The sequence below is a fragment of the Nostoc sp. genome (genome assembly GCF_036916575.1).
GTDB lineage: Bacteria > Cyanobacteriota > Cyanobacteriia > Cyanobacteriales > Nostocaceae > Nostoc.
Genome location: NZ_JBALGC010000014.1, coordinates 19050 through 38233, shown reverse-complemented (window position 1 = coordinate 38233; position 19184 = coordinate 19050). Strand labels below are relative to the sequence as shown.

Below are 19184 nucleotides of genomic sequence, written 5' to 3'. Positions count from 1 at the left end.
AAAGTTAGGAGTCATTCAATTTTAGATTTGAGATTTGAGATTTTTATTTCAATCCCTTCGGCTTGGTGCAGTCACTCATGGGGAAACCACCAGACGCTCTCTACCAGACGCGTAAGGGACGCGGACTCGCTCTAAGCGTAAAGCCTGCGGCATAGCTTCACTTAAGGCGTAGCCCAAGTTAGCGAAGCTATGCCATACCCCTACTCAAAAGCCAGCTAGCAAGAGCGTCTTTGTTAGGAGAAGGCTTTACGCTGCGCTATGCGCTAAAGCGTCTCCCCAACTCTACAAGACGCTCCTTTACGTTGGGACAAGATCGTACTGCTTCACCAAAATCTAAAATTGGCAGAATTAGGAGTTGAAGCAAGTAACTCCTAACCGGAGGCGGAGCGTCTCCGGCTTTGCTCCTAACTCATAACTTTTTTAGCTGTCATCATTACCAAAGCGCTTGATCAAATCTTCAGGACGGAGATTGGAAATAAATTCACGGAAGGCTTGCTGTTCGGCTTCATCTGCATCGCGATCAACAGGTATAGAAGCATCGGCAATAACTTCTTCCATTACCCAAATGGGAGTATTTGTACGGAGGGCAATGGCGATCGCATCGCTAGGACGCGCGTCAATTTCTTTTTTGACCTCGCCTTGCTGGACAATTAAAGCTGCATAAAATGTATCCTTTTGCAGAGAATGAATAATTACCTTTTCTAGAGTCATGTTCCAAGTCTCTAGAAGATTCACAATCAGGTCGTGGGTTAAGGGTCTGGGAGGCTTCTGATTCTCCAGTGCGCCCATAATTGCTCTAGCCTGTTCCTGACCAATGTAAATTGGCAAAGCCCGCCGATCTGAAGAATCTTTCAAAAGGACGATCGGGCTGCGGGTTATGGCATCTAATGCTATGCCAGCGACTTTCATTTCAATCATTGGCTAAGCCTCTAGAATCCTTTGAGAGCCTTGGATACTGTGTAACAAATAATACCCATTCATGGGCGATTTGGCGACAGTAATAAACATAAGCATTTGTTCTCTATAATTGCTTCTATTAAACTCCGAACTTGTGGTGAAAACCAGAGTAAGTCAAATTGGTCTTGTTAGACAATAACCTTCTTACCCAAGTATGCCTTGTGAAGGATGCTAATGTGTTAATATCCCTATACGCAAAAAAGTCAGAAAATATACTTGGATGTTCTAGATTTATGTGACAATTACCAATTGATTTCAAGCAAAATTAGGCAATAAATAGAGTTAGTTTGACAAAAAAGCCGTGTTTACAGGATTAATTCAGGCATTAGGAACGATGGAACCCTTAGGGGGCGATTCTTGGCAAATTACTTGTGTAAGCCAGTCGTGTGAAGTAATTATGCAAGATTTGGCTTATGGTGACAGTGTTGCAGTAGATGGCGTTTGCCTGACAGTAGAAAAAGTTTTAAAAGACGGGTTTATTGCCACTGCTTCACCGGAAACTCTACGCCGCACGACTTTGGGAGGTGAGCAAACGCAACAGAGATATGTCAATTTAGAAGCGTCACTAAGGGTAGGTAGCAAAGTTGGCGGTCATTTTGTCATGGGCCATGTAGACGGCATAGGTCGATTGCTAGTTGCAGAACAAACAGCTAGTTCTTGGGAAATGACCTTTATTGCATCCGAGGCGATCGCCCGGTACATTGTCCCTAAAGGCAGCATTGCTGTCAATGGCATCAGCCTCACAGTAGCCGCATATGAGCCAGAATCCCAATTCAAGGTGGCAGTAATTCCCCTCACCTATGCCGAGACAAATCTTCGCTATTTGGTTCCTGGGAGTTTAGTGAATCTAGAAGGGGATATTTTCGGCAAATACGTGGAAAAATTCTTTTACTCTGGCAACCCACACACCACAGCTTCTGATGACAATAGTATAGATGGTATTACACCCGCATTCTTAGTCGAACACGGGTATTTGTAACTAAAAAAGTTAGGAGTACAAACGCGATTAATCGCGTCTGTACAGGAGTTAGGAATTTTAAATTCATAACTCTTCACTCCTAACTTTCTTTTAGCTGCCTGGTTGCTGGCTTACCTGAGCAGTTTGCAAGCCTCGTACTAACTGACTGAGAGCGCTTTGTAATTGTACACCTGGGTCAACAGCAACCCACCCGTCCTGTGTTAGGTGACGGACTTCAAAGTGCAGGTGAGGACCTGTGGAGTTGCCGGTGCTGCCAACTAACCCGATGACAGTTCCAGGTTGCACCCACTGACCAGGTTGAACAAGGATTTGTGACATGTGACCGTAGAGAGTTTGTTCAGCAGATTTGTGATTTAGGATAACGGTCAAACCATAACCACCCACCCAGTTAGCAGTTTCCACTTGACCAGCAGCAGCTGCCAAAACTGGCGTTCCCGTAGACGCACCCAAGTCTATACCAGCATGGAAGCGTTGATTACCTGTGATTGGATGAATTCGCCAACCAAACAAAGAAGTAATGGGAGCGGGAATAGACAATGGATACATCATTCCCGTACCGCTATAGGCGACTGCCCCAGTGTAGGGGATTTGCGGCAACACTGATGCTAGTGAGAAGTCGTAAGCTACGTTGCTGGGACGGGGTGCAATGTTACCATCTGCCATTGGTGGAGGTAAAGTCCCGCCACTGGGCGTGATGGGAGTTGCACTCACTGTTGTTGGACTGAACTCGCCGGGATTCGGAATAAACCGATTCGGGCGAAATGCGCTCTTGGTGACACCACTAGAACTACTTTCAGTAGCACGCCATCTGCTGGTGTTGCCAGTAGTTGCAATCTGTCGCACGGGTGGAACTACTGGTAATTGTGCGTTTTCACTTCTTCTGAGCCAATTAGGTACTGGTTTACCATTAGAATCAGCTACACTTCTTTGGGGTACTTTGGCGCAAACGCCGCCTAATACGCTTTGCCCTGACGGCAAGATGGCTCGACAACCACTGGAGCGTTCTGTGAGAATTACGGAATTTGGTGCTTGATAAGTACCTGTAGCACCACTGTCATAACTATTAGGATCAATATAGGCGTTATTATAATCCTTGGTTTTCCCTGCCGTTGCACTGACAGGGCTGTTGGAGTTATTTGCTGGTTGAGCAACTTCTGGAAGTTTTTCAGGTAAAGATGGGGCAGGAGTATTGGGTTTTTCCTGTCTCACCCTTGCAGGAGTAACCTGGGAGGCTTCTACCTTGGGCTTTGACTGTCTGATAATAACAACAGGTTCGGCAGCTTCAATTTTGGGTGTAGACTGCCTGACTGGCTGTTTTGATTGAGCAACCTCTGGCTTGCGTAATCTCTGTCTGAGTCTGGCTCGCCGTTGGGAAAATTCCGGTTGCGCTTGAGCTGTTTCGGGCGCAACAGCCTGTTTTTTAACTGGATTTGTAACTGGCGTTGGTTGAGAACTTTCAACAGTGGGAACGATGTTGTCTATTTGTGTTTCTGTTTGGGCAAACACAAAGCCGCCGCTGAGGAGGCTAACGCTACTCAGCCAACAGAGGCTCTGAGCTGGTAGCGTCGAGGCAAAGCGTTTTTTCGTCAGACCTCGCTGCCATAAATAATGCAAACGATCATGAGCAGAATTATTGCGCTGCGTCATTTGTTCTCTCAGTTGTGTGTAATTAGCCTAAAGAGATGATGCTAGTGGTTTGTCTTGCCCAAAGAGCGAAATTTTGAACAAACCTCAAATTTAAACGGAAGATTTATGGTATCCCAAACTGATTGTACCGGGTTCAATATAAATTTCCGGTGTAATTAGTTCCTTTGTATCATGTGTTTCCAAATAAACTCGTAAATTTCCTTGAGGAGTCACCCCAACTACAGTACCTGAAAGATTATTGACGTACACCTTATTACCCATGTTTGTAAGCAAATCTAAATAGCGAGACAAGAGTACCTTTACTCCTTCTTGCCAAAGACACTCCATACCGGATTCTATTCCCAGTAAGACTGTAGAGGTTAGCATTTCCAGACAAGAAATTGGTTTGAAATCTTGGGAAGCTTGCCACGATTCCAGATTGATTCCAGTTTCTGGTACTGGGTTTGTCCAGTTAATACCAACACCTATTACTGCTTGGGTGATTTGTCCTTTGTTTACTTTGGTTTCTGTCAAAATGCCGCCTAGCTTGCGACCATTTAAAACTAAATCATTGGGCCATTTTATCCCAACATCTACACCGCACTGACGCAATTGAGACGCAATTCCCCAAGCAGTAGCGAAAGTTAGCTGATAGCTGTCATTAGCCTCTATTTTGTGGTCGAAAGAAATCGCCACTGAAACATATAATCCCCCAACCGGAGAAATCCACTGGCGACCCCATTGTCCCCGCCCAGCAGATTGCACAGTTGCGATTACTACTGTTCCTGAGATAGCCCCTTGGTTGAGTAAGTTCCAAAGGGTTTGGTTAGTTGAGGAGACACTTTCAAAAAAGTGGAGAGAAAATGGTAAATATGTATACTTACGCCCTGCTTTCAAGGCTGCTTCCAAGTTTTGCAGATTAAATCCCACAGCAGTTAACCCAAATTCCGTTGTTCAAGTTAGCATTGATTGGCTGATGAGTGATTTTCCGTTTAGGTTTGGTTAAAGATGCACACTTGGCACTGGCACAATTGGGAAGGACTGCCCTATTTAACTTGTAGTATTCTGGAACGTTGGCATCACGGCTTCTTTACCCAGCAGTTTTGGCCGCGATCGCCACAAGTTATCACAGAAGTATTGCAACCTGAGGCATCAGTCTATCGCTTAAAGCAGGTTCATGGCAGTACTATTTTCACCTCCCAAGAAATTGACTCTATGTTAAGCACTCTTGGAGATGATTTAGCATCGGCAGATGGTTTAATTAGCTCTAAGCCTCTACAAGCTGTTTGGGTAGCTAGTGCAGATTGTACACCCGTGCTGATTGGAGATGTGGTAACTGGACGGGTGGCAGCACTACACGCAGGCTGGCGTGGGACTGCCAAGAAGATTGTGCCCCTAGCGATCGCTCAACTACAATCTCAAGGTAGCCAAATAGATGATTTGAGAATTGCGATGGGCCCGGCGATCGCTGGTAAGGTTTATCAAGTCTCTATCGAAGTGGCTGCTGAAATCGGGGCTAGTATTATACCACATGATGACGAACAAAAGATTGTTCAAGCGTTGCATGAGCTACCAAATTCACCTTTGCTAGAAGACCCCAATCCAGGTAAGGTACGGCTGGATGTCAGGCGAGTGAATACCTTACAACTAGAAAACATGGGAATTAATGCAGAACAAGTTGCGATCGCACCTTATTGTACTTTCCAAACTCCAGAGCATTTCTTTTCTTACCGACGAGAAAGAGAAAAAAAAGTGCAGTGGTCAGGTATTGTTAGTAGTAAAAGGGAAAACTGGTTTTAAACTTTAGCGAATAATTACTAATTCGTAATTAGTAATTAAATGGGTACAGAGCAAGCACTGAAATCTGTGATTCAGTAGTCAACAATCAGTGAAGGGTACAGAGCAAGCACTGATTGCAACTACGAATTGCGTTAGCGTACCCCTACGGGGAAGCAAGCGACGCGGAACGTCTCCTAGAGAGGCTTTCGACGCTCTCTACGAGACGCTGCGCGAACGCGGACTCGTAAAGCCTGCGGCATAGCTACGCTTAGGGCGTAGCCTCTCATAGAGAAGAGGCTGCGCTATCTGTTGGCGTAGCCCGTCGTAGGCATCAGAACTTTCCAAAACAGGGGCTTGTATCCTTTCCTTTGTCGATAATTATCAATTACGAATTATGTTGACACCCGATTCTATGATTCAAATTTCAAAATCTGTTTTTGACGAACGGAACTAATTGCTAAAACTAAAATACTTAAGGTGATTCCTAAAACGGCATAACTCGGTAGGGCGAAGATAGTTACTTTCATAATGTATGGTAATTCCCCTGCCTTCACCTTCCAGTGCTTTGCTAAAGAGCCGATGAGCCAGCCATGAATGACCGCTGTTTGCACTGCTAGACAGCAAACCCCTGCTAACCAAACAGACATTCTTTTCTTAGAAAATGTACAATGCCTGATCTGATACAGCAAATCATTTAGCAAAAAAACAGCAGCAGGTATTAACATCACAGAACTAGTTTCCTGTGAATAATTGATGCTAATACTCAAGCAGGAAACTAATACCATTTCTGTTAAATGGATTTTTTTTGACCAAGCTGTGAAAGATTGTTGTAGATACCAATACCAACTTACCAAACCAACGAGTATCAGAACAATTATGTCTGAAAAAAGCTTGGCAAAGAATGGGTTATTGGGGAATAATCTTGGACCCACGACCATCAAATCGAGGCGACTGATAGAAATATAAGGGCTAACTGATGGATCATTTAGCCAGAGTGAAAATCCCCGATCTGCATCTGACAAGAATTGTGTCAAAGAATTGCCTGTCAAAGCTAGACCTAAAAATATTAAAGAAGTGACTGTGACAAGAGATACAAAAACTAGAGAAAACCGTCTTTTAAGTAGAAAATACAAAATGAATAATGCAGCTAATGTTGGTTTACAAAGGGCAAGCCCCAAGAAAATTCCTGCAGGAATATCTTGATGTTTTCTAGCCAAGATAAACATCCATAAGATCAGAACTGCAACGAAAATGGCAATATTACCAACTTGAAAATCGCGAACTAAGCCATAAATCAAGGCAACCGAGATTGTGCAAATAGTTCTCAAAACTCGCGACTTCGACTCCAGCAGGATATTCGCTCCCCATAAAGCCAAACCGATTGCTAATATATGCATCACAACCGAGATTTTAAATGCAGTATTAAGCGAAAAATAACCGAGAAACCAGATAAGAGGAATAATATTAGGTGGATATACAAACGGTGGAATAAATCCACACACCTTAGTGATAATACAAAAACTTTGGTTAAAAATCTCGACATTAAAAGGACTCAAGTGCTGGTGAGCCAATCTACTCGCCACATAATACGACTTAAAATCCCATAAAGGTGGATCTGGTTGATTTAGGAAATAAACTAGCCAACCTGTATAACAGAGGAATCTTGTAACGACTAATACAACACCTGCTAAAACGAGAAAGCTAACAATTGGTTGACGAAAAAATTGTATCAACTGTTGGATCACAGAAGATTTTAAAAATAAAGAATTTTTCCAGGTTTCTTCTTCATCATCTAATCGCCAATTATTTTTAATAACTAAAGCAACTAAAATTACTATAATTAGGTTCCAAAAGCCAAAGCTGATCATTGGAATAATCTCAATAATTATTTCTGCACTTGGTAAATAATATCGCTGAAGTTAATATTTCTAACAGATACTTAAGTATTTTTCTGCTCACTTCACAAAATTTTTACAATGACTTGCTAATATTTTCATAATTACTTACCAAAATTTAGACAATTACTTCTTTCCTGCCATAAAATTACCAACGAAGACGCGTCTTTCCACGCCATTTGCTTCTCCTGTTCAAAGACGCTGCGCGAACAAGGCCAAGAACCTACGTACTCCTACGGACAAGCAAGCTAGACGCCTTTATCCCTTGCGCGTCCCGTTGGTGCTATCTATATCAATCTGCAAAAGCCGATTTGGTTAACTGGGAACAAGGATTGCAGTTTAATCAAAGAGTATATAAACGAAGCTTTGCATTTTCTTCGCTCGACATTTTTTGGTCTTAATTATTAAATAAAGCTTGGCTCAATAACTCGCGGTGCATTAATGCCCTATCTACTAAAGATTGTATTTGCTCAGGTGATAACGGTGAACCGTTAGCGTAATGCTCCATCCAAGTTAAACTAATTAAATTGGGGTCTTCGGGTAAACTCACTAAATCCCACCCAGGCATTTCCAAGTCTTCCATGAGACGATTTACCTTGGGGTCATAACTAAGAGCAAAGCAGTGACAACCTTCAGCCGCTGCCATAATTAAGCTGTGCAGACGCATCCCAATTGCCATCTCGACACCGCGAAATACACCTTTCAAAAGTTGCGGATCTTCCAGACACAAAATCTTGCTGACATCTTGAAGTTGGGGTTGAATAGCTTCGGCTATACTTAAATCTTCACTTTTTTGAAACGGCAGTAGTAAAATAAAAGCCTGCGTAGCTTTTTGAAAATCCACCAAAGCACGAGTTAAGTTTGCCAAACGTGTTTGTGTAAGTTGGGGATGCGATCGCAACGTTACCGCAACTCTCGGCGCAGGTAAATCCCAAAGTCCTGGAACTGGTTTAGATTCCAACGCCCAAACCGGGTCAGGAGCTATAATACAAGGAATTTGCCAATCAGATAATAAAGCAGCACTGGCGCGATCGCGGACACTGATTTTAGTACAATTACTAAAGGTTTGCCGTGCCAACCAACGAGTTTGGGGACGCACTAACGGGCCAATACCCTGCGCCCAAGCAACGGTTTTCAAACCCATTTTCTGCGCCAATGCCATCAGTCCGCCATAATAAAATGGGCTAATGGTACTGGTAACATCCTGAATCAGACTCCCGCCGCCCCAAATCAAGGCATCACTTGAGCGTAAAGCTTGTAGTACAGGTAAAGGAGCCATGCGATCGCAGGTTTCTACATTGTAGCGATCGCGGGTTTCCTCTGGATTACCAGAAAGCACCACAGGCGTCACATCAGGTGGTAACATTTGCAAAAGCGTTGCCAACAAAGCTTCGTCACCACCATTACCTTTACCATAATACCCAGACAATAACGCCCGCATCTTGACCATTTTGGATTTTAGATTTTAGATTTTGGATTAATAGTTATTGTTAAATGAATCTCTGTCCCCGATACAGATGATAAACTCAATCCTAAGTTCTACTTTGAATAGTGCAGAAGACAGTTAGAACTGCCTCTGAACTCGGACGTTGAGCCTTTGAACTCGGACGTTGAGCCTTTGAACTCGACACTTAAGCCTTTGAACTCGGACGTTGAGTCTTTGAACTCGACACTTGAGCCTTTGAACTCGGACGTTGAGTCTTTGAACTCGGACGTTGAGCCTTTGAACTCGACACTTGAGCCTTTGAACTCGGACGTTGAGCCTTTGAACTCGGACGTTGAGCCTTTGAACTCGGAATCTTTAAAATTCTAAAAGAACAAGCAAAGATTTTGTTTAAACAAATATAAAATTCAAGCTACATATCATCTTGACACCGCTACTCCTGTACAGACGCAATTAATCGCGTCTCTACTCCTAACTCCTGTTGTACAGACGCGATTAATCGCGTCTCCTAACTCCTAACTTTCTTATGCACGCCCTTTCGATTCCCACCTGGATTATTCATGTTTCTAGCGTTATTGAGTGGATTGTCGCCATTTGGTTAATTTGGACTTACGGCGAACTCACTGGCAATCGCAATTGGTGGGGATTATCCCTTGCCATGTTACCAGCTTTAGTCAGTGCTATGTGTGCTTGTACCTGGCATTATTTCGACAACGCCGAATCTCTAGAATGGCTGGTAACGCTTCAAGCTACCATGACCTTAGTTGGTAATTTTACACTTTGGGCAGCAGCGTTTTTGATTTGGCGTTCTACCAAGTCTGCTAACACTATTGAACCAAAACCTATCAAATCAGAGCAATGATTTCTAAAGAAACCCTGTTTGCACTTTCACTATTTCCCTATTTGGGTTTCTTGTGGTTTATCAGCCGCAGCCCGCAAATGCCGCGTTTAGCGCTGTATGGATTTTACGGCACTCTCGTCTTTGTTGCCGTCACTATCCCGGCGGGGATTTATGCTGTATTGCATTATGGCAAGTCTTTAGCAAATGTAGATTGGTTGCACGGAAGTGCAGAAGTATTTTTGACGCTTTCTAATATCTTGCTGGTGCTGGGTTTTGGGCAAGCTGTAAGGCAATTAAAAATGAAAAATGAACAATAGAAAACCCAGCTATAGCTAGTGTTTGATTGCATTGAGTTATGAGGAAGAGGTAAATGGACGTAATTCCAGCGATTGATTTACTAGAAGGCCGCTGTGTGCGACTGTATCAGGGAGATTACGATCGCTCGCAAGTTTTTAGCGAAAACCCGGCTGATGTTGCTAAACAATGGGTTGAACAAGGTGCTACTAGATTGCACGTAGTTGATCTAGATGGTGCCAAAGCAGGTAAAGTAGTAAACTTGGGGGCAATTGAAGCGATCGCTCAAGCGGTGTCAGTGCCAATTGAAATTGGTGGAGGATTGCGCGATCGCACCAGCGTGCAACAAGTATTTAATCTAGGCGTACAGTGGGCAATTCTCGGCACCATCGCCGTAGAACAACCCCAGCTAGTGCAACAACTGTGTGAAGAATTTCCCGAACAAATTATTATTGGCATTGATGCTCGTAATGGCCGCGTAGCAACTCGCGGTTGGTTAGAAACCTCGGAAGTTTTAGCCACCCAACTGGCTGTACAAATGCAGGAATTGGGTGCAGCCGCCATAATTTACACAGATATTCACCGGGACGGTACGCTTACAGGCCCCAATTTAGAAGCTTTGCGAGAACTTGCAGCAGCAATTTCTATCCCGATAATTGCTTCAGGTGGGGTAAGTTCTGTCACCGATTTGTTGAGTTTGTTGGCATTAGAACCTCAAGGCGTGACTGGTGTAATTGTCGGACGTGCCCTGTATACTGGGGATATTTTACTCAAAGAAGCATTACGAGCGATCGGGCCTGGAAGGATTCAGGATATCCCTCCCAATCTCGGTTTTTCTACTTTTGCTTAATATTTTCCGGCTTTGGTCAAACTGTAGGGCTACTGTATACACCATAGAATTGTAGGGTGGACAAATATTTGCCCATCCTACAAACTTTTTTGATACTAGTACAGCACGGCGGAAATAAACCATCCATTCAAAATTAATAAAACCCCCTACAGTGTATACCTGTTTAGATTTTAAATTTTGACTTCCGCCTTGCAGTACTAGTGCTTAAATTGCCGCTTAATTTGGAAAGTAATTCCTGCTGCACCCGATACCAAAATACCCAAGATAGGACTAGATTCAGGAACAGACTCTGTTTCTAGATATGAGAAAACCTCACCAGCACTGAAAGGCAAATTATTGAAACTAGGGTTTAACGAAACTAGAACATTCGGAGGTAAATTAGGAACAGCAAGAGTTTGTCCTTGAGTGGTTCCTGGATCTGAGAGTGTATCTACTTCCAAGTGCAAAGGAGTTTCCTCTGAGAAATTTGGTTCACTAAGGTTAATAGCAGCAACTAAATCCCAAGCTGGATTCGGGTCATTGTTACTTTGAATAACTGTTAAAGCAAAGTTCAAAAATTCTGCTGCTAGCTTGCTTTCAGGTGTTCCAGTTGCTAGCCATGCTTGTTGATCGGCACGAGAAAAGCCAATTTTCTTTGTTGCATCTAGAGGAGTCAACTGAATTTTTAATCCTTGTGATCCTGCGGCAAATACTTCTTGAGCCGCTAAAGGATCGACCCAGATGTTAAACTCCCCAACAGTATTGGTTGAAAATGGAGGATCGGGAAGGACGGTGAGATTTCCTGGTACGAAGACAGCGCCTCCCATAATTTGGACGACAGCAATGTTGCTAATAATGGAGGGATCAAGTCGTAAAGCTTCGGCAATATTAGTTAAACTGCCGGTCAGGGCGGCCGCATCATCTCAACAAGAACAGTATACTCTCAACAAAGTCTAAATCAATCTCATTAATCTATGCTTATTGCTAAATATTTAGGCGATCGCTTTGAGTTCTGCAAACTAAACCAAGCGAGAAATACTCATTCTTTCGTTGATTCTTAATCTTGGTCATGGTCAAGAGTAATTTAGATGCGTTTTCCCTGAACTGCCGGTTGCTAAGATTGCCACAGGCTGAGGAGACTGCTTAATTTTCTCCACAATCAGTTCTGCTGCTGATCGCCTTTCAACTGGTGGTGCTGTGTCTGGTAGTTGGACAAAGGGAGACCAAAAAGTTTCTGCACCATCACGAATGAATTCTGGAAAAGCATTATTTCCAGCCAAAGGATCGGCTTTACCAATACCAACAGGGATACCAGATACTTTTAGTCTGCCTAACATCCGTTCCAGATTATTCACAAAGCTTGCTGGACGGGCAATACCTTGGGCGATTGTAATTGCTTGAATATCAAATTTGGGATTGGCTAACATATAGGCTAAAGCTGTCATCCCGTCTTGACTACCATCATCATCAACGATCAAAGGGGTTGGTTTAAAATCAGCAGCAAATACAGTTTGACAAAAGAAAGCTCCTGATGTTACTAACAACAGTGCAGCAGTCGAAAATGCTTGATACACAAGACGTATATTCATGATCAAACCAAAGTTTCTAGATTTTCGGAAAAACAGTTAAGTGGAACTTATGAAATCTAAGGATATCAATAATGCCATAACCTTAGCTAAGTTAGCGTGGCCACCATAAAGCTTATCATTACCGTTGTCACTTTATAGGCAGTCGTTCCCAGGATTTATAGTAAGTTATAAATCCCAGGTTTCCTCTGTTATAGAGACGTTAAAATCACAGTACCTTGATTTTGTAAATAAACTTAAATTTTTTGTGATGTATTTCTGTAATCGACAATACCCATAATGTAGATTAAATTATTGTAATAGACTTCAAGATTTAGTATTATGTCTACTCAAGAACAAAATTCCAACCAAGCATTTAAGCAAACGCAAGCTACCGGAACAAAGAAAAAGAAACCACAGCCTCCCGCAGACATTAAAAAACCAAGCAAAACCGAATAAAAAGTATTATATAAGGTACATCAGAGCAAGCTTTTGAAAAGTAAAGAGGGGGTTAGGGGTAGAATTCTATAGCTACTCAACCGAGAACTACTATAGTTCCTTGTAGAGACTTAAATTAAATCAAGTCTCTACAATTTTCATTAAGAATAAATTAGTTTATTTGTTTTTCCGTTTGAGTCTTCGTCTGTTCTAAAGCTATTTGTTTGATTGCCTGGTATGAATTAACATTTCAAATACCTTCAATAGTTTGAACTGCTAAATCCTGAACTTGTTTCAGGGTATATGTCTTTTTGCTTTTCAGGTATAGTTTTCCTTGGGAATTTATAGTATCTTTGTACTAAAAAATTTACTCAACTTAATTTGCTCTTGTCAAGAAAACCCTTTATGTAATTGCGTTACACAACAAAATATGAAAATGTCTTTTTCTATCACTTATCACCTGCTCCCTATTTTTAAAACAGAATCGAAGCTATTTAGGAATTTGAAAATCCAAAATCCCTAATTAAAATGCTATTGTTTGCAGCCACAGTGATTTAGGAGGGTGCTGTGGCAGATGTTACTTTTTGTAAATAAAATCTAAAAGAATTAATTCTAGTAGAAGCGCGGTTGCAGTCAGGCTAGATAATAGATTCAATTATCCTAATTGATACAAGCACAGTCCTAGACTTTTGTGATATCAATGTATACCAGTGAATCGACCAAATATTCTGCCAGAACGGATATTGGACAAACCAGCCGTATTCTAGTAGTAGAAGATGAAGAATTAATCCAAGAAATGCTAGCTGTAGCCCTGGAAGAGGAAGGTTACCAGGTGATAACTGCCCCCGATGGGCGGTCTGCTATAGAGTATCTCAAAAGTTTTGAAACCAACTCAGGGGAACTTCCCTTTGATCTGATCATTCTTGATTTGATGCTGCCGCAAATTAATGGGCTAGATATTTGCCGTTTGCTGCGTCATCAAGGAAACCCAGTACCTATTTTAATGCTCAGTGCGAAGGGTAGTGAAACTGACCGCGTTCTAGGCTTAGAGGTGGGAGCAGATGACTACCTGACCAAACCCTTTAGTATGCGGGAGTTGGTGGCTCGTTGTCGCGCTTTACTCCGCCGCCAACGCCTAAGTAATTTACCACAACTACCAGTATTAAAATTCAAGGAAGTCACCTTGAATCCCCAAGAATGTCGTGTGCTGGTTCGTGGTCAAGAGGTAAGTCTTTCTCCTAAAGAGTTCCGCCTGCTGGAACTGTTTATGAGTTACGCCCGTAGGGTATGGTCACGAGAACAATTGCTAGATCAGGTTTGGGGCCCAGATTTCGTCGGTGATAGTAAAACCGTAGACGTTCACATTCGGTGGTTGCGCGAAAAATTAGAGCAAGACCCTAGTCATCCCGAATATATTGTGACTGTACGAGGTTTTGGCTATAGGTTTGGATAATTAGTTTGGATAGTTGTTAGTTTTTAGTAGTCACCAAGAAACTAACAACTCAAATGCTCTTATTGGGATTTTTTCTAGGTTTAGCGGTAGGCATTGGGTTTTGGGTTTGGCAACAGGTTCAACTTAACCGCTACCTGGGGCGCTTACTCCGACCGTTAACCTCGCATTCTTACAACATGAGACTGCTGCTGATTCCTGGGTTGCGGCAGGAAATAGCGATGGTGAAGCAGCAGCGGCAAGATTTGCAGCAGTCGTTGCAAACTTACCAAGATGTGCTAGATTTTGCACCAGTGGGATATTTGCAGGTGGATGAGGAAAATCAACTGCTGTGGTGCAATCAGCAGGCGCAGGAAATTTTGTATTTGCAAAAGTGGCAACCAGAACAGGTGCGCTTGTTACTAGAGTTGGTACGGTCTTACGAACTTGACCATTTAATTGAGCAAACTCGTGATTTGCAAAAACCACAAACCGGAGAATGGGTATTTCATCCATCTTGTGATAATGCGGCAGAGATGCCAACAATAAAATCTCTAGCTTTGCGGGCGTCTAGCTTGCCTTTACCCAATGGACAAGTGGGAGTCTTTTTAGAAAATCGTCAACCACTATTAGATATAAATCAAATACGCGATCGCTCTTTTTCTGATCTAGCACACGAACTCAGAACGCCACTGACTTCGATTCGCTTGGTTGTGGAAACGCTACAAAACCGCTTGGAACCACCTTTAAATCGCTGGGTTAACCGCCTAATGCAAGAAGTTGATCGGTTGATTAACTTGGTGCAAAGCTGGCTAGAACTCACCCAAATGGAAGCAAACCCACACATGCAATTGCAAGCTAAAGCTGTAGAATTGCGATCGCTGATTGCATCTGTTTGGGAAACACTAGAACCTTTGGCACAGCGCCAACATCTGTCTCTCGCTTATTCTGGTCCAGAAACTCTTTGGATTAAGGCAGATAAAGCTCGTATTTACCAGGTTTTTCTTAACTTGCTAGACAATAGCATTAAGTACAGTCTTCCTGGTACAAGTATTCACGTTGAAACCAAAATCTTATTAACAAAGGATAATGATGGGGCTTCCCCAATCCTGGAAATAAATCTTATCGATTCTGGAGTTGGGTTTTCGGAAGTAGATTTACCCCACGTTTTTGAGCGATTTTATCGAGGAGATAAAGCGCGAACCCATTCCCCACAAGATGATAACTCCATAGGGGCGATCATTGGAAATGGGTTAGGTTTAGCGATCGTTGAGCAAATTCTTCTAGCCCACGGGGGTTCAATCAAAGCTATGAACCATCCAGAAACTGGTGGTGCGTGGATGCAACTTCAATTTCATGAAGTTATGGCAAACTCCTTAAGCCAAGACTATAGTTAATAATATCTTCACGTTTGAGACAACAAGTGTGAAAGCGATCGATTATAGTCCCAATCCTCAAAGACCCCAACTCGCACGCGCCATTAGGCGCTTAGAACGGGATGTATTACGCATGGGTGCTTTGGTAGAACAATCATTTCGCCTCAGCCACCAAGCCTTATTTGCTCGTAACTTAACAGCAGCTGAGGAACTTCCCCGATTAGATAAAAAGATTGATCGCTTTTATAGACAAATCGAATCAGACTGTACGGCGATTATGACGCTGCAAGCGCCTACGGCTCAAGATTTGCGCTGCTTGAGTGCTTTTATGCAACTAGTGCGAGACTTAGAGCGCATTGGCGATTATGCTAAGGATATAGCTGAGATTGCGATTAAAATCTTTCCTTATGCGCCTCATACGTGTTTGCCAGAGATTGAAGCTATGTCCCTTCACGCGCAGGCGATGCTAGCAACTAGCTTGAAGGCCTTGGGAGATTTCGATGAAGCCGGCGGGCGTCGTTTAAAGCACTTAGATGATACTGTAGACGATGCTTACGATCGCGTTTATCAGACTTTAGCCCAACAACGGGATGTGCCTGGTGTAGTCGAGCCAATTGTACTGCTAGCACTGGCAATTCGTTGTCTGGAACGCATGGCAGATCATGCCACTAATATCGGTCAAAGGGTAGCATATATTGTCACCGGTCAACGCTCTTAATTGACGTGCTGCCTAGATCCCCGACTTCTTCAATAAGTCGGGGATCTAAATCCAGCGATTTAGTCTATATCTTCATAATTATTTGCGCCTACTCACTTATTTAGTCTTAAAATATACAAACAATTAAAAATAAGTTAACTAAATATTTTACTAAAAGCTTACCTATTCTTAAACTTGCACAATTAAAGTAACAGATAAATAACTAAAAAATTTTGGGTCTATCTTACTGATAGATACCTTAAATCATAAGTTGTTGCCATCAGAAGATTTTGAGTTAGTTCCTAGTAGCTCGGGCGCGTAAATAGAGTAACCATTTAAAAACTCTAAAAATCCCATTACATAATACTTTTGAATGAGTGACTTTTACTTTGGCTACGCTCAGTACAAGTGGCTTTTGACTTCCGCCTTGCGGTACTAGCTCTAATTGAGAAGAATAGACTTTCAGATATACAGGTAAATTTTAGTACAAATTATTAGAGTTTCTTAATTATTGTAAATAGCGAGATTCCTTGATAATTATGTAGTCACGGTTAATGATGTATTCCACAAGTCCTACTTCAAAGTCTTCTGCCGTGTCAAATAGCTCTGCTTTCAGCAAAGAATTGCCCCAGCAGATATTTACCCGTCGGCAAGTAATTCCACTTCAAAATGACGTACTTTGGCGCATTGAGCACGGTGCAGTTCGTACCTTAACGTGGAGTGAGGATGGAACATTCATCACTCTTGGTTATTGGGGACTAGGGGATCTGATTGGCTATCCTTTGTCTAGAGTCAAGCCCTACCAAATTGAATGTCTTACAGGCGTGGAAGTAAGCATTGTGCCACCTCATCTATGGCATCAAAATATTAATGCTTTGTTGTCTCATATTCAACAGACAGAGGATCTATTAAGCATTGTGCATCAAAAACCAATTTCGCTACGCTTATGGCAGTTTTTAATGTGGTTAAGTGAAAAATTTGGACGTGACATAGATAAAGGCAAACTAATTGATTTAAATGTTACCCATCAGGATATTGCTGAAGTGTTAAATACCACACGAGTAACAATTACCCGGCTCCTACAACAGTTGGAGGAGGAAGGAACAGTTTTACGTCACAAACGCTGCATTATTCTGCGGTTACCAAATAAATTAATTAGAAATTTTAATTAAAAATTATGGTTCAGCATTATGCTGACTTGCTTGTAATAATCACAGAAGATAAGGTATAATCATTGCTGTGATTGTATGTAGAATCCCCGAAAATAAAGTGTTATAAGCATTTTATTATGACTGGATTATTGTAGGTGTGAGTGAGAGCAAAAACATGACAAAACGATTCTGGAATCTTTTTAAGGTTAGTCCGGTTGTTGTAGCTGCTACATTTTTCATTGCTAATAGTGCCTTAGCTGCCGAAGTCAACGAACAGGTAACAAATGTTGCCCAGTTATCTGAAGCTCAAGAGTCTAACAGCATGAGTCAGGTAACATCAGTTTCGCAATTTTCGGATGTGCAGCCCACAGATTGGGCATTCCAAGCTTTACAATCCCTAGTTGAGCGCTACGGCTGTATTGCAGGTTATCCCAACAGTACCTATCGTGGTAACCGTGCTTTGACCCGTTATGAATTTGCCGCAGGTTTGAATGCCTGTTTAGACCGGGTTAACGAACTGATTGCTACAGCTACTGCCGATTTGGTTAGCAAACAAGACCTGGCTACTTTACAGCGTTTACAAGAAGAATTTTCTGCTGAACTAGCAACCCTGCGTGGTCGTGTCGATGCACTAGAAGCCCGCACTTCTGAGTTGGAAGCCAATCAATTTTCTACTACCACCAAGCTGGTTGGAGAAGCAATTTTTGCCGCGTCTGATGTTTTTGGTGACAATAGAGCAGTTCCTGCTGGTGCTCCGGCTCAAGACTTGGATTCTAACACCACTTTTAGTGACCGTGTTCGTTTGAATTTGTTCAGCAGTTTCACTGGTAAAGACCAGTTGCAAATTCGTCTGAATGCTGGCAACATCGTCTCTAATGCTGGTGTAAGCGGTACTAACATGACCCGCTTGGGCTTTGACGGTGTTACTGGCACTGGCAACTCTGTTGTGATCGATAAAATCAACTATGCTTTCGCCTTTAGTAAGGCAGTCCGTGTCAAGGTTGATGCTAGTGGTGGTGAGTTATACGAAAACGTTAATACCTTTAACCCTGACTTTGCTAGCTCTGCTAGAGGTGCTCTCTCTCGCTATGGACGTTTTAGCCCCATTTATCGTCAAGGTCAAGGTGGCGCTGGTTTGACAGTTACCTTCAATCCTAATGGCCCGATCAGCTTGACTGGTGCTTATTTAGCTAGGACTGCTAATGACCCTACCGTTAATAATGGGTTGTTGAATGGTGATAACGCCATCTTTGGTCAGTTATCTTTCCAACCCAGCAAAGCTTTTAATATTGGTCTAACCTATGCCCGGACTTATCAAGGTGATACTGTTGTCAACAACCTCTTCCAAGGTACAGGTAGTACTTTTGCCAACAATCCCTTTGGGGCTAACACTCGTACTGAATCCAACAACTACGGTGTAGAAGGTACGTTCCAAATTAGCTCTAAGTTGGCTATAAGTGGTTGGGGAGGTTATACAACTATCGATGCTCGGACTGGTGTTAATGCCGGTAGAGATGCTGATGTTTGGTACTGGGCTGGAGCACTTGCTTTGAGAGATTTTGGTGGAGAAGGCAACGTCTTAGGTGTTATCTTTGGTCAACCACCCAGAGTTACTGGTGGCAGCATCAAAGAAGTTAATGACTTAGACACTGATACCTCTTATCACTTGGAGGGTCTGTACAAGTATAAGGTCTCCAATAATATTCAAGTCACCCCTGGAGTGTTGGTAATCTTCAATCCAGAGCACAACGACGCTAATGACACTGAATACGTAGGCACTCTACGTACTACCTTCACCTTCTAAAATTGGTGATGGAAAACAAAGCTCAGAATTAGATCAAAAAAGCCCACCTAAAAGTGGGCTTTTGTTTATTACTCACAGTG

18 protein-coding genes are annotated in these 19184 nt (G+C 42.5%); 11 read left to right on the top strand and 7 right to left on the bottom strand.

Features of this window, described 5'->3' with window-relative positions; translation table 11 throughout:
- Window positions 1-420: 420 nt before the first annotated feature.
- Complete coding sequence (locus V7L29_RS04645; RefSeq protein WP_100901288.1) at window positions 421-918, bottom strand: bifunctional nuclease family protein; 498 nt, start codon at window positions 916-918, stop codon at window positions 421-423.
- A 340-nt stretch (window positions 919-1258) separates the two neighbouring features.
- Between V7L29_RS04645 and V7L29_RS04640 the strand changes: the two genes are divergently transcribed.
- Window positions 1259-1936 carry a riboflavin synthase gene (locus V7L29_RS04640; RefSeq protein ID WP_334734679.1) on the top strand — a complete coding sequence of 226 codons (678 nt, stop codon included), beginning with the start codon at window positions 1259-1261 and terminating at the stop codon, window positions 1934-1936.
- A gap of 90 nt (window positions 1937-2026) precedes the next feature.
- Here the strand turns inward: V7L29_RS04640 and V7L29_RS04635 are convergent, their stop codons facing one another.
- Both V7L29_RS04635 and V7L29_RS04630 read right to left on the bottom strand, forming a co-directional pair.
- Entirely contained in the window at window positions 2027-3583 is a 1557-nt protein-coding gene (locus tag V7L29_RS04635) for a peptidoglycan DD-metalloendopeptidase family protein (RefSeq protein ID WP_334690513.1), read from the bottom strand.
- 90 nt (window positions 3584-3673) lie between these two features.
- A complete protein-coding gene (locus tag V7L29_RS04630) occupies window positions 3674-4492 on the bottom strand; it encodes a biotin--[acetyl-CoA-carboxylase] ligase (protein WP_334690512.1) in 819 nt (272 codons plus the stop codon).
- 78 nt (window positions 4493-4570) lie between these two features.
- Between V7L29_RS04630 and pgeF the strand changes: the two genes are divergently transcribed.
- Both pgeF and V7L29_RS04620 read left to right on the top strand, forming a co-directional pair.
- The gene (pgeF, locus tag V7L29_RS04625; protein WP_334734678.1) at window positions 4571-5362 is read left to right on the top strand and encodes a peptidoglycan editing factor PgeF; all 792 of its coding nucleotides are present in this window, start codon (window positions 4571-4573) and stop codon (window positions 5360-5362) included.
- Between the two features lie 88 nt (window positions 5363-5450).
- Window positions 5451-5603 carry a hypothetical protein gene (locus tag V7L29_RS04620; protein WP_334734677.1) on the top strand — a complete coding sequence of 51 codons (153 nt, stop codon included), beginning with the start codon at window positions 5451-5453 and terminating at the stop codon, window positions 5601-5603.
- Window positions 5604-5751: 148 nt separating this feature from the next.
- Here V7L29_RS04620 and V7L29_RS04615 read toward each other — a convergent pair whose 3' ends face one another.
- Window positions 5752-7209 (bottom strand): glycosyltransferase family 87 protein, encoded by a 1458-nt coding sequence (locus V7L29_RS04615; protein WP_334734676.1) that lies wholly within the window; start codon window positions 7207-7209, stop codon window positions 5752-5754.
- A 424-nt stretch (window positions 7210-7633) separates the two neighbouring features.
- Window positions 7634-8677, bottom strand: coding sequence for a polysaccharide pyruvyl transferase CsaB (csaB, locus tag V7L29_RS04610; RefSeq protein ID WP_334690509.1), 1044 nt, complete (start codon window positions 8675-8677; stop codon window positions 7634-7636).
- A 529-nt stretch (window positions 8678-9206) separates the two neighbouring features.
- On the opposite strand from csaB, the gene V7L29_RS04605 reads away from it, so the two are divergent.
- The 3 genes from V7L29_RS04605 to hisA are packed head-to-tail and all read left to right on the top strand — an operon-like array spanning window position 9207 to window position 10665.
- The gene (locus tag V7L29_RS04605) at window positions 9207-9542 is read left to right on the top strand and encodes a DUF2499 domain-containing protein (protein ID WP_334694307.1); all 336 of its coding nucleotides are present in this window, start codon (window positions 9207-9209) and stop codon (window positions 9540-9542) included.
- Window positions 9539-9838: a DUF3593 domain-containing protein gene (locus V7L29_RS04600; RefSeq protein ID WP_334694306.1), complete on the top strand. Its 300-nt coding sequence runs from the start codon at window positions 9539-9541 to the stop codon at window positions 9836-9838. The genes V7L29_RS04605 and V7L29_RS04600 overlap by 4 nt, the downstream gene beginning before the upstream one ends.
- 53 nt (window positions 9839-9891) lie before the next feature.
- Window positions 9892-10665 (top strand): 1-(5-phosphoribosyl)-5-[(5-phosphoribosylamino)methylideneamino]imidazole-4-carboxamide isomerase, encoded by a 774-nt coding sequence (gene hisA, locus V7L29_RS04595; RefSeq protein ID WP_334694305.1) that lies wholly within the window; start codon window positions 9892-9894, stop codon window positions 10663-10665.
- A 197-nt stretch (window positions 10666-10862) separates the two neighbouring features.
- On the opposite strand, the gene V7L29_RS04590 is transcribed toward hisA, so the two are convergent.
- Window positions 10863-11552 carry a nucleoside hydrolase gene (locus V7L29_RS04590; protein ID WP_334734712.1) on the bottom strand — a complete coding sequence of 230 codons (690 nt, stop codon included), beginning with the start codon at window positions 11550-11552 and terminating at the stop codon, window positions 10863-10865.
- Window positions 11553-11717: 165 nt separating this feature from the next.
- The gene (locus V7L29_RS04585; protein ID WP_334734675.1) at window positions 11718-12233 is read right to left on the bottom strand and encodes a nucleoside hydrolase; all 516 of its coding nucleotides are present in this window, start codon (window positions 12231-12233) and stop codon (window positions 11718-11720) included.
- Between the two features lie 1114 nt (window positions 12234-13347).
- Here V7L29_RS04585 and V7L29_RS04580 point away from each other — a divergent pair.
- The 5 genes from V7L29_RS04580 to V7L29_RS04560 all read left to right on the top strand — a co-directional run bounded on the left by V7L29_RS04580 (window position 13348) and on the right by V7L29_RS04560 (window position 19104).
- Window positions 13348-14100, top strand: coding sequence for a response regulator transcription factor (locus V7L29_RS04580; protein WP_334688829.1), 753 nt, complete (start codon window positions 13348-13350; stop codon window positions 14098-14100).
- 53 nt (window positions 14101-14153) lie between these two features.
- Window positions 14154-15473 carry a sensor histidine kinase gene (locus V7L29_RS04575; RefSeq protein WP_334688830.1) on the top strand — a complete coding sequence of 440 codons (1320 nt, stop codon included), beginning with the start codon at window positions 14154-14156 and terminating at the stop codon, window positions 15471-15473.
- 28 nt (window positions 15474-15501) lie between these two features.
- Entirely contained in the window at window positions 15502-16170 is a 669-nt protein-coding gene (gene phoU, locus V7L29_RS04570) for a phosphate signaling complex protein PhoU (RefSeq protein WP_334734674.1), read from the top strand.
- Window positions 16171-16703: 533 nt separating this feature from the next.
- A complete protein-coding gene (locus V7L29_RS04565; protein WP_334734673.1) occupies window positions 16704-17321 on the top strand; it encodes a Crp/Fnr family transcriptional regulator in 618 nt (205 codons plus the stop codon).
- A 154-nt stretch (window positions 17322-17475) separates the two neighbouring features.
- Window positions 17476-19104: an iron uptake porin gene (locus tag V7L29_RS04560; protein WP_334688833.1), complete on the top strand. Its 1629-nt coding sequence runs from the start codon at window positions 17476-17478 to the stop codon at window positions 19102-19104.
- The last annotated feature ends 80 nt before the right edge of the window (window positions 19105-19184 follow it).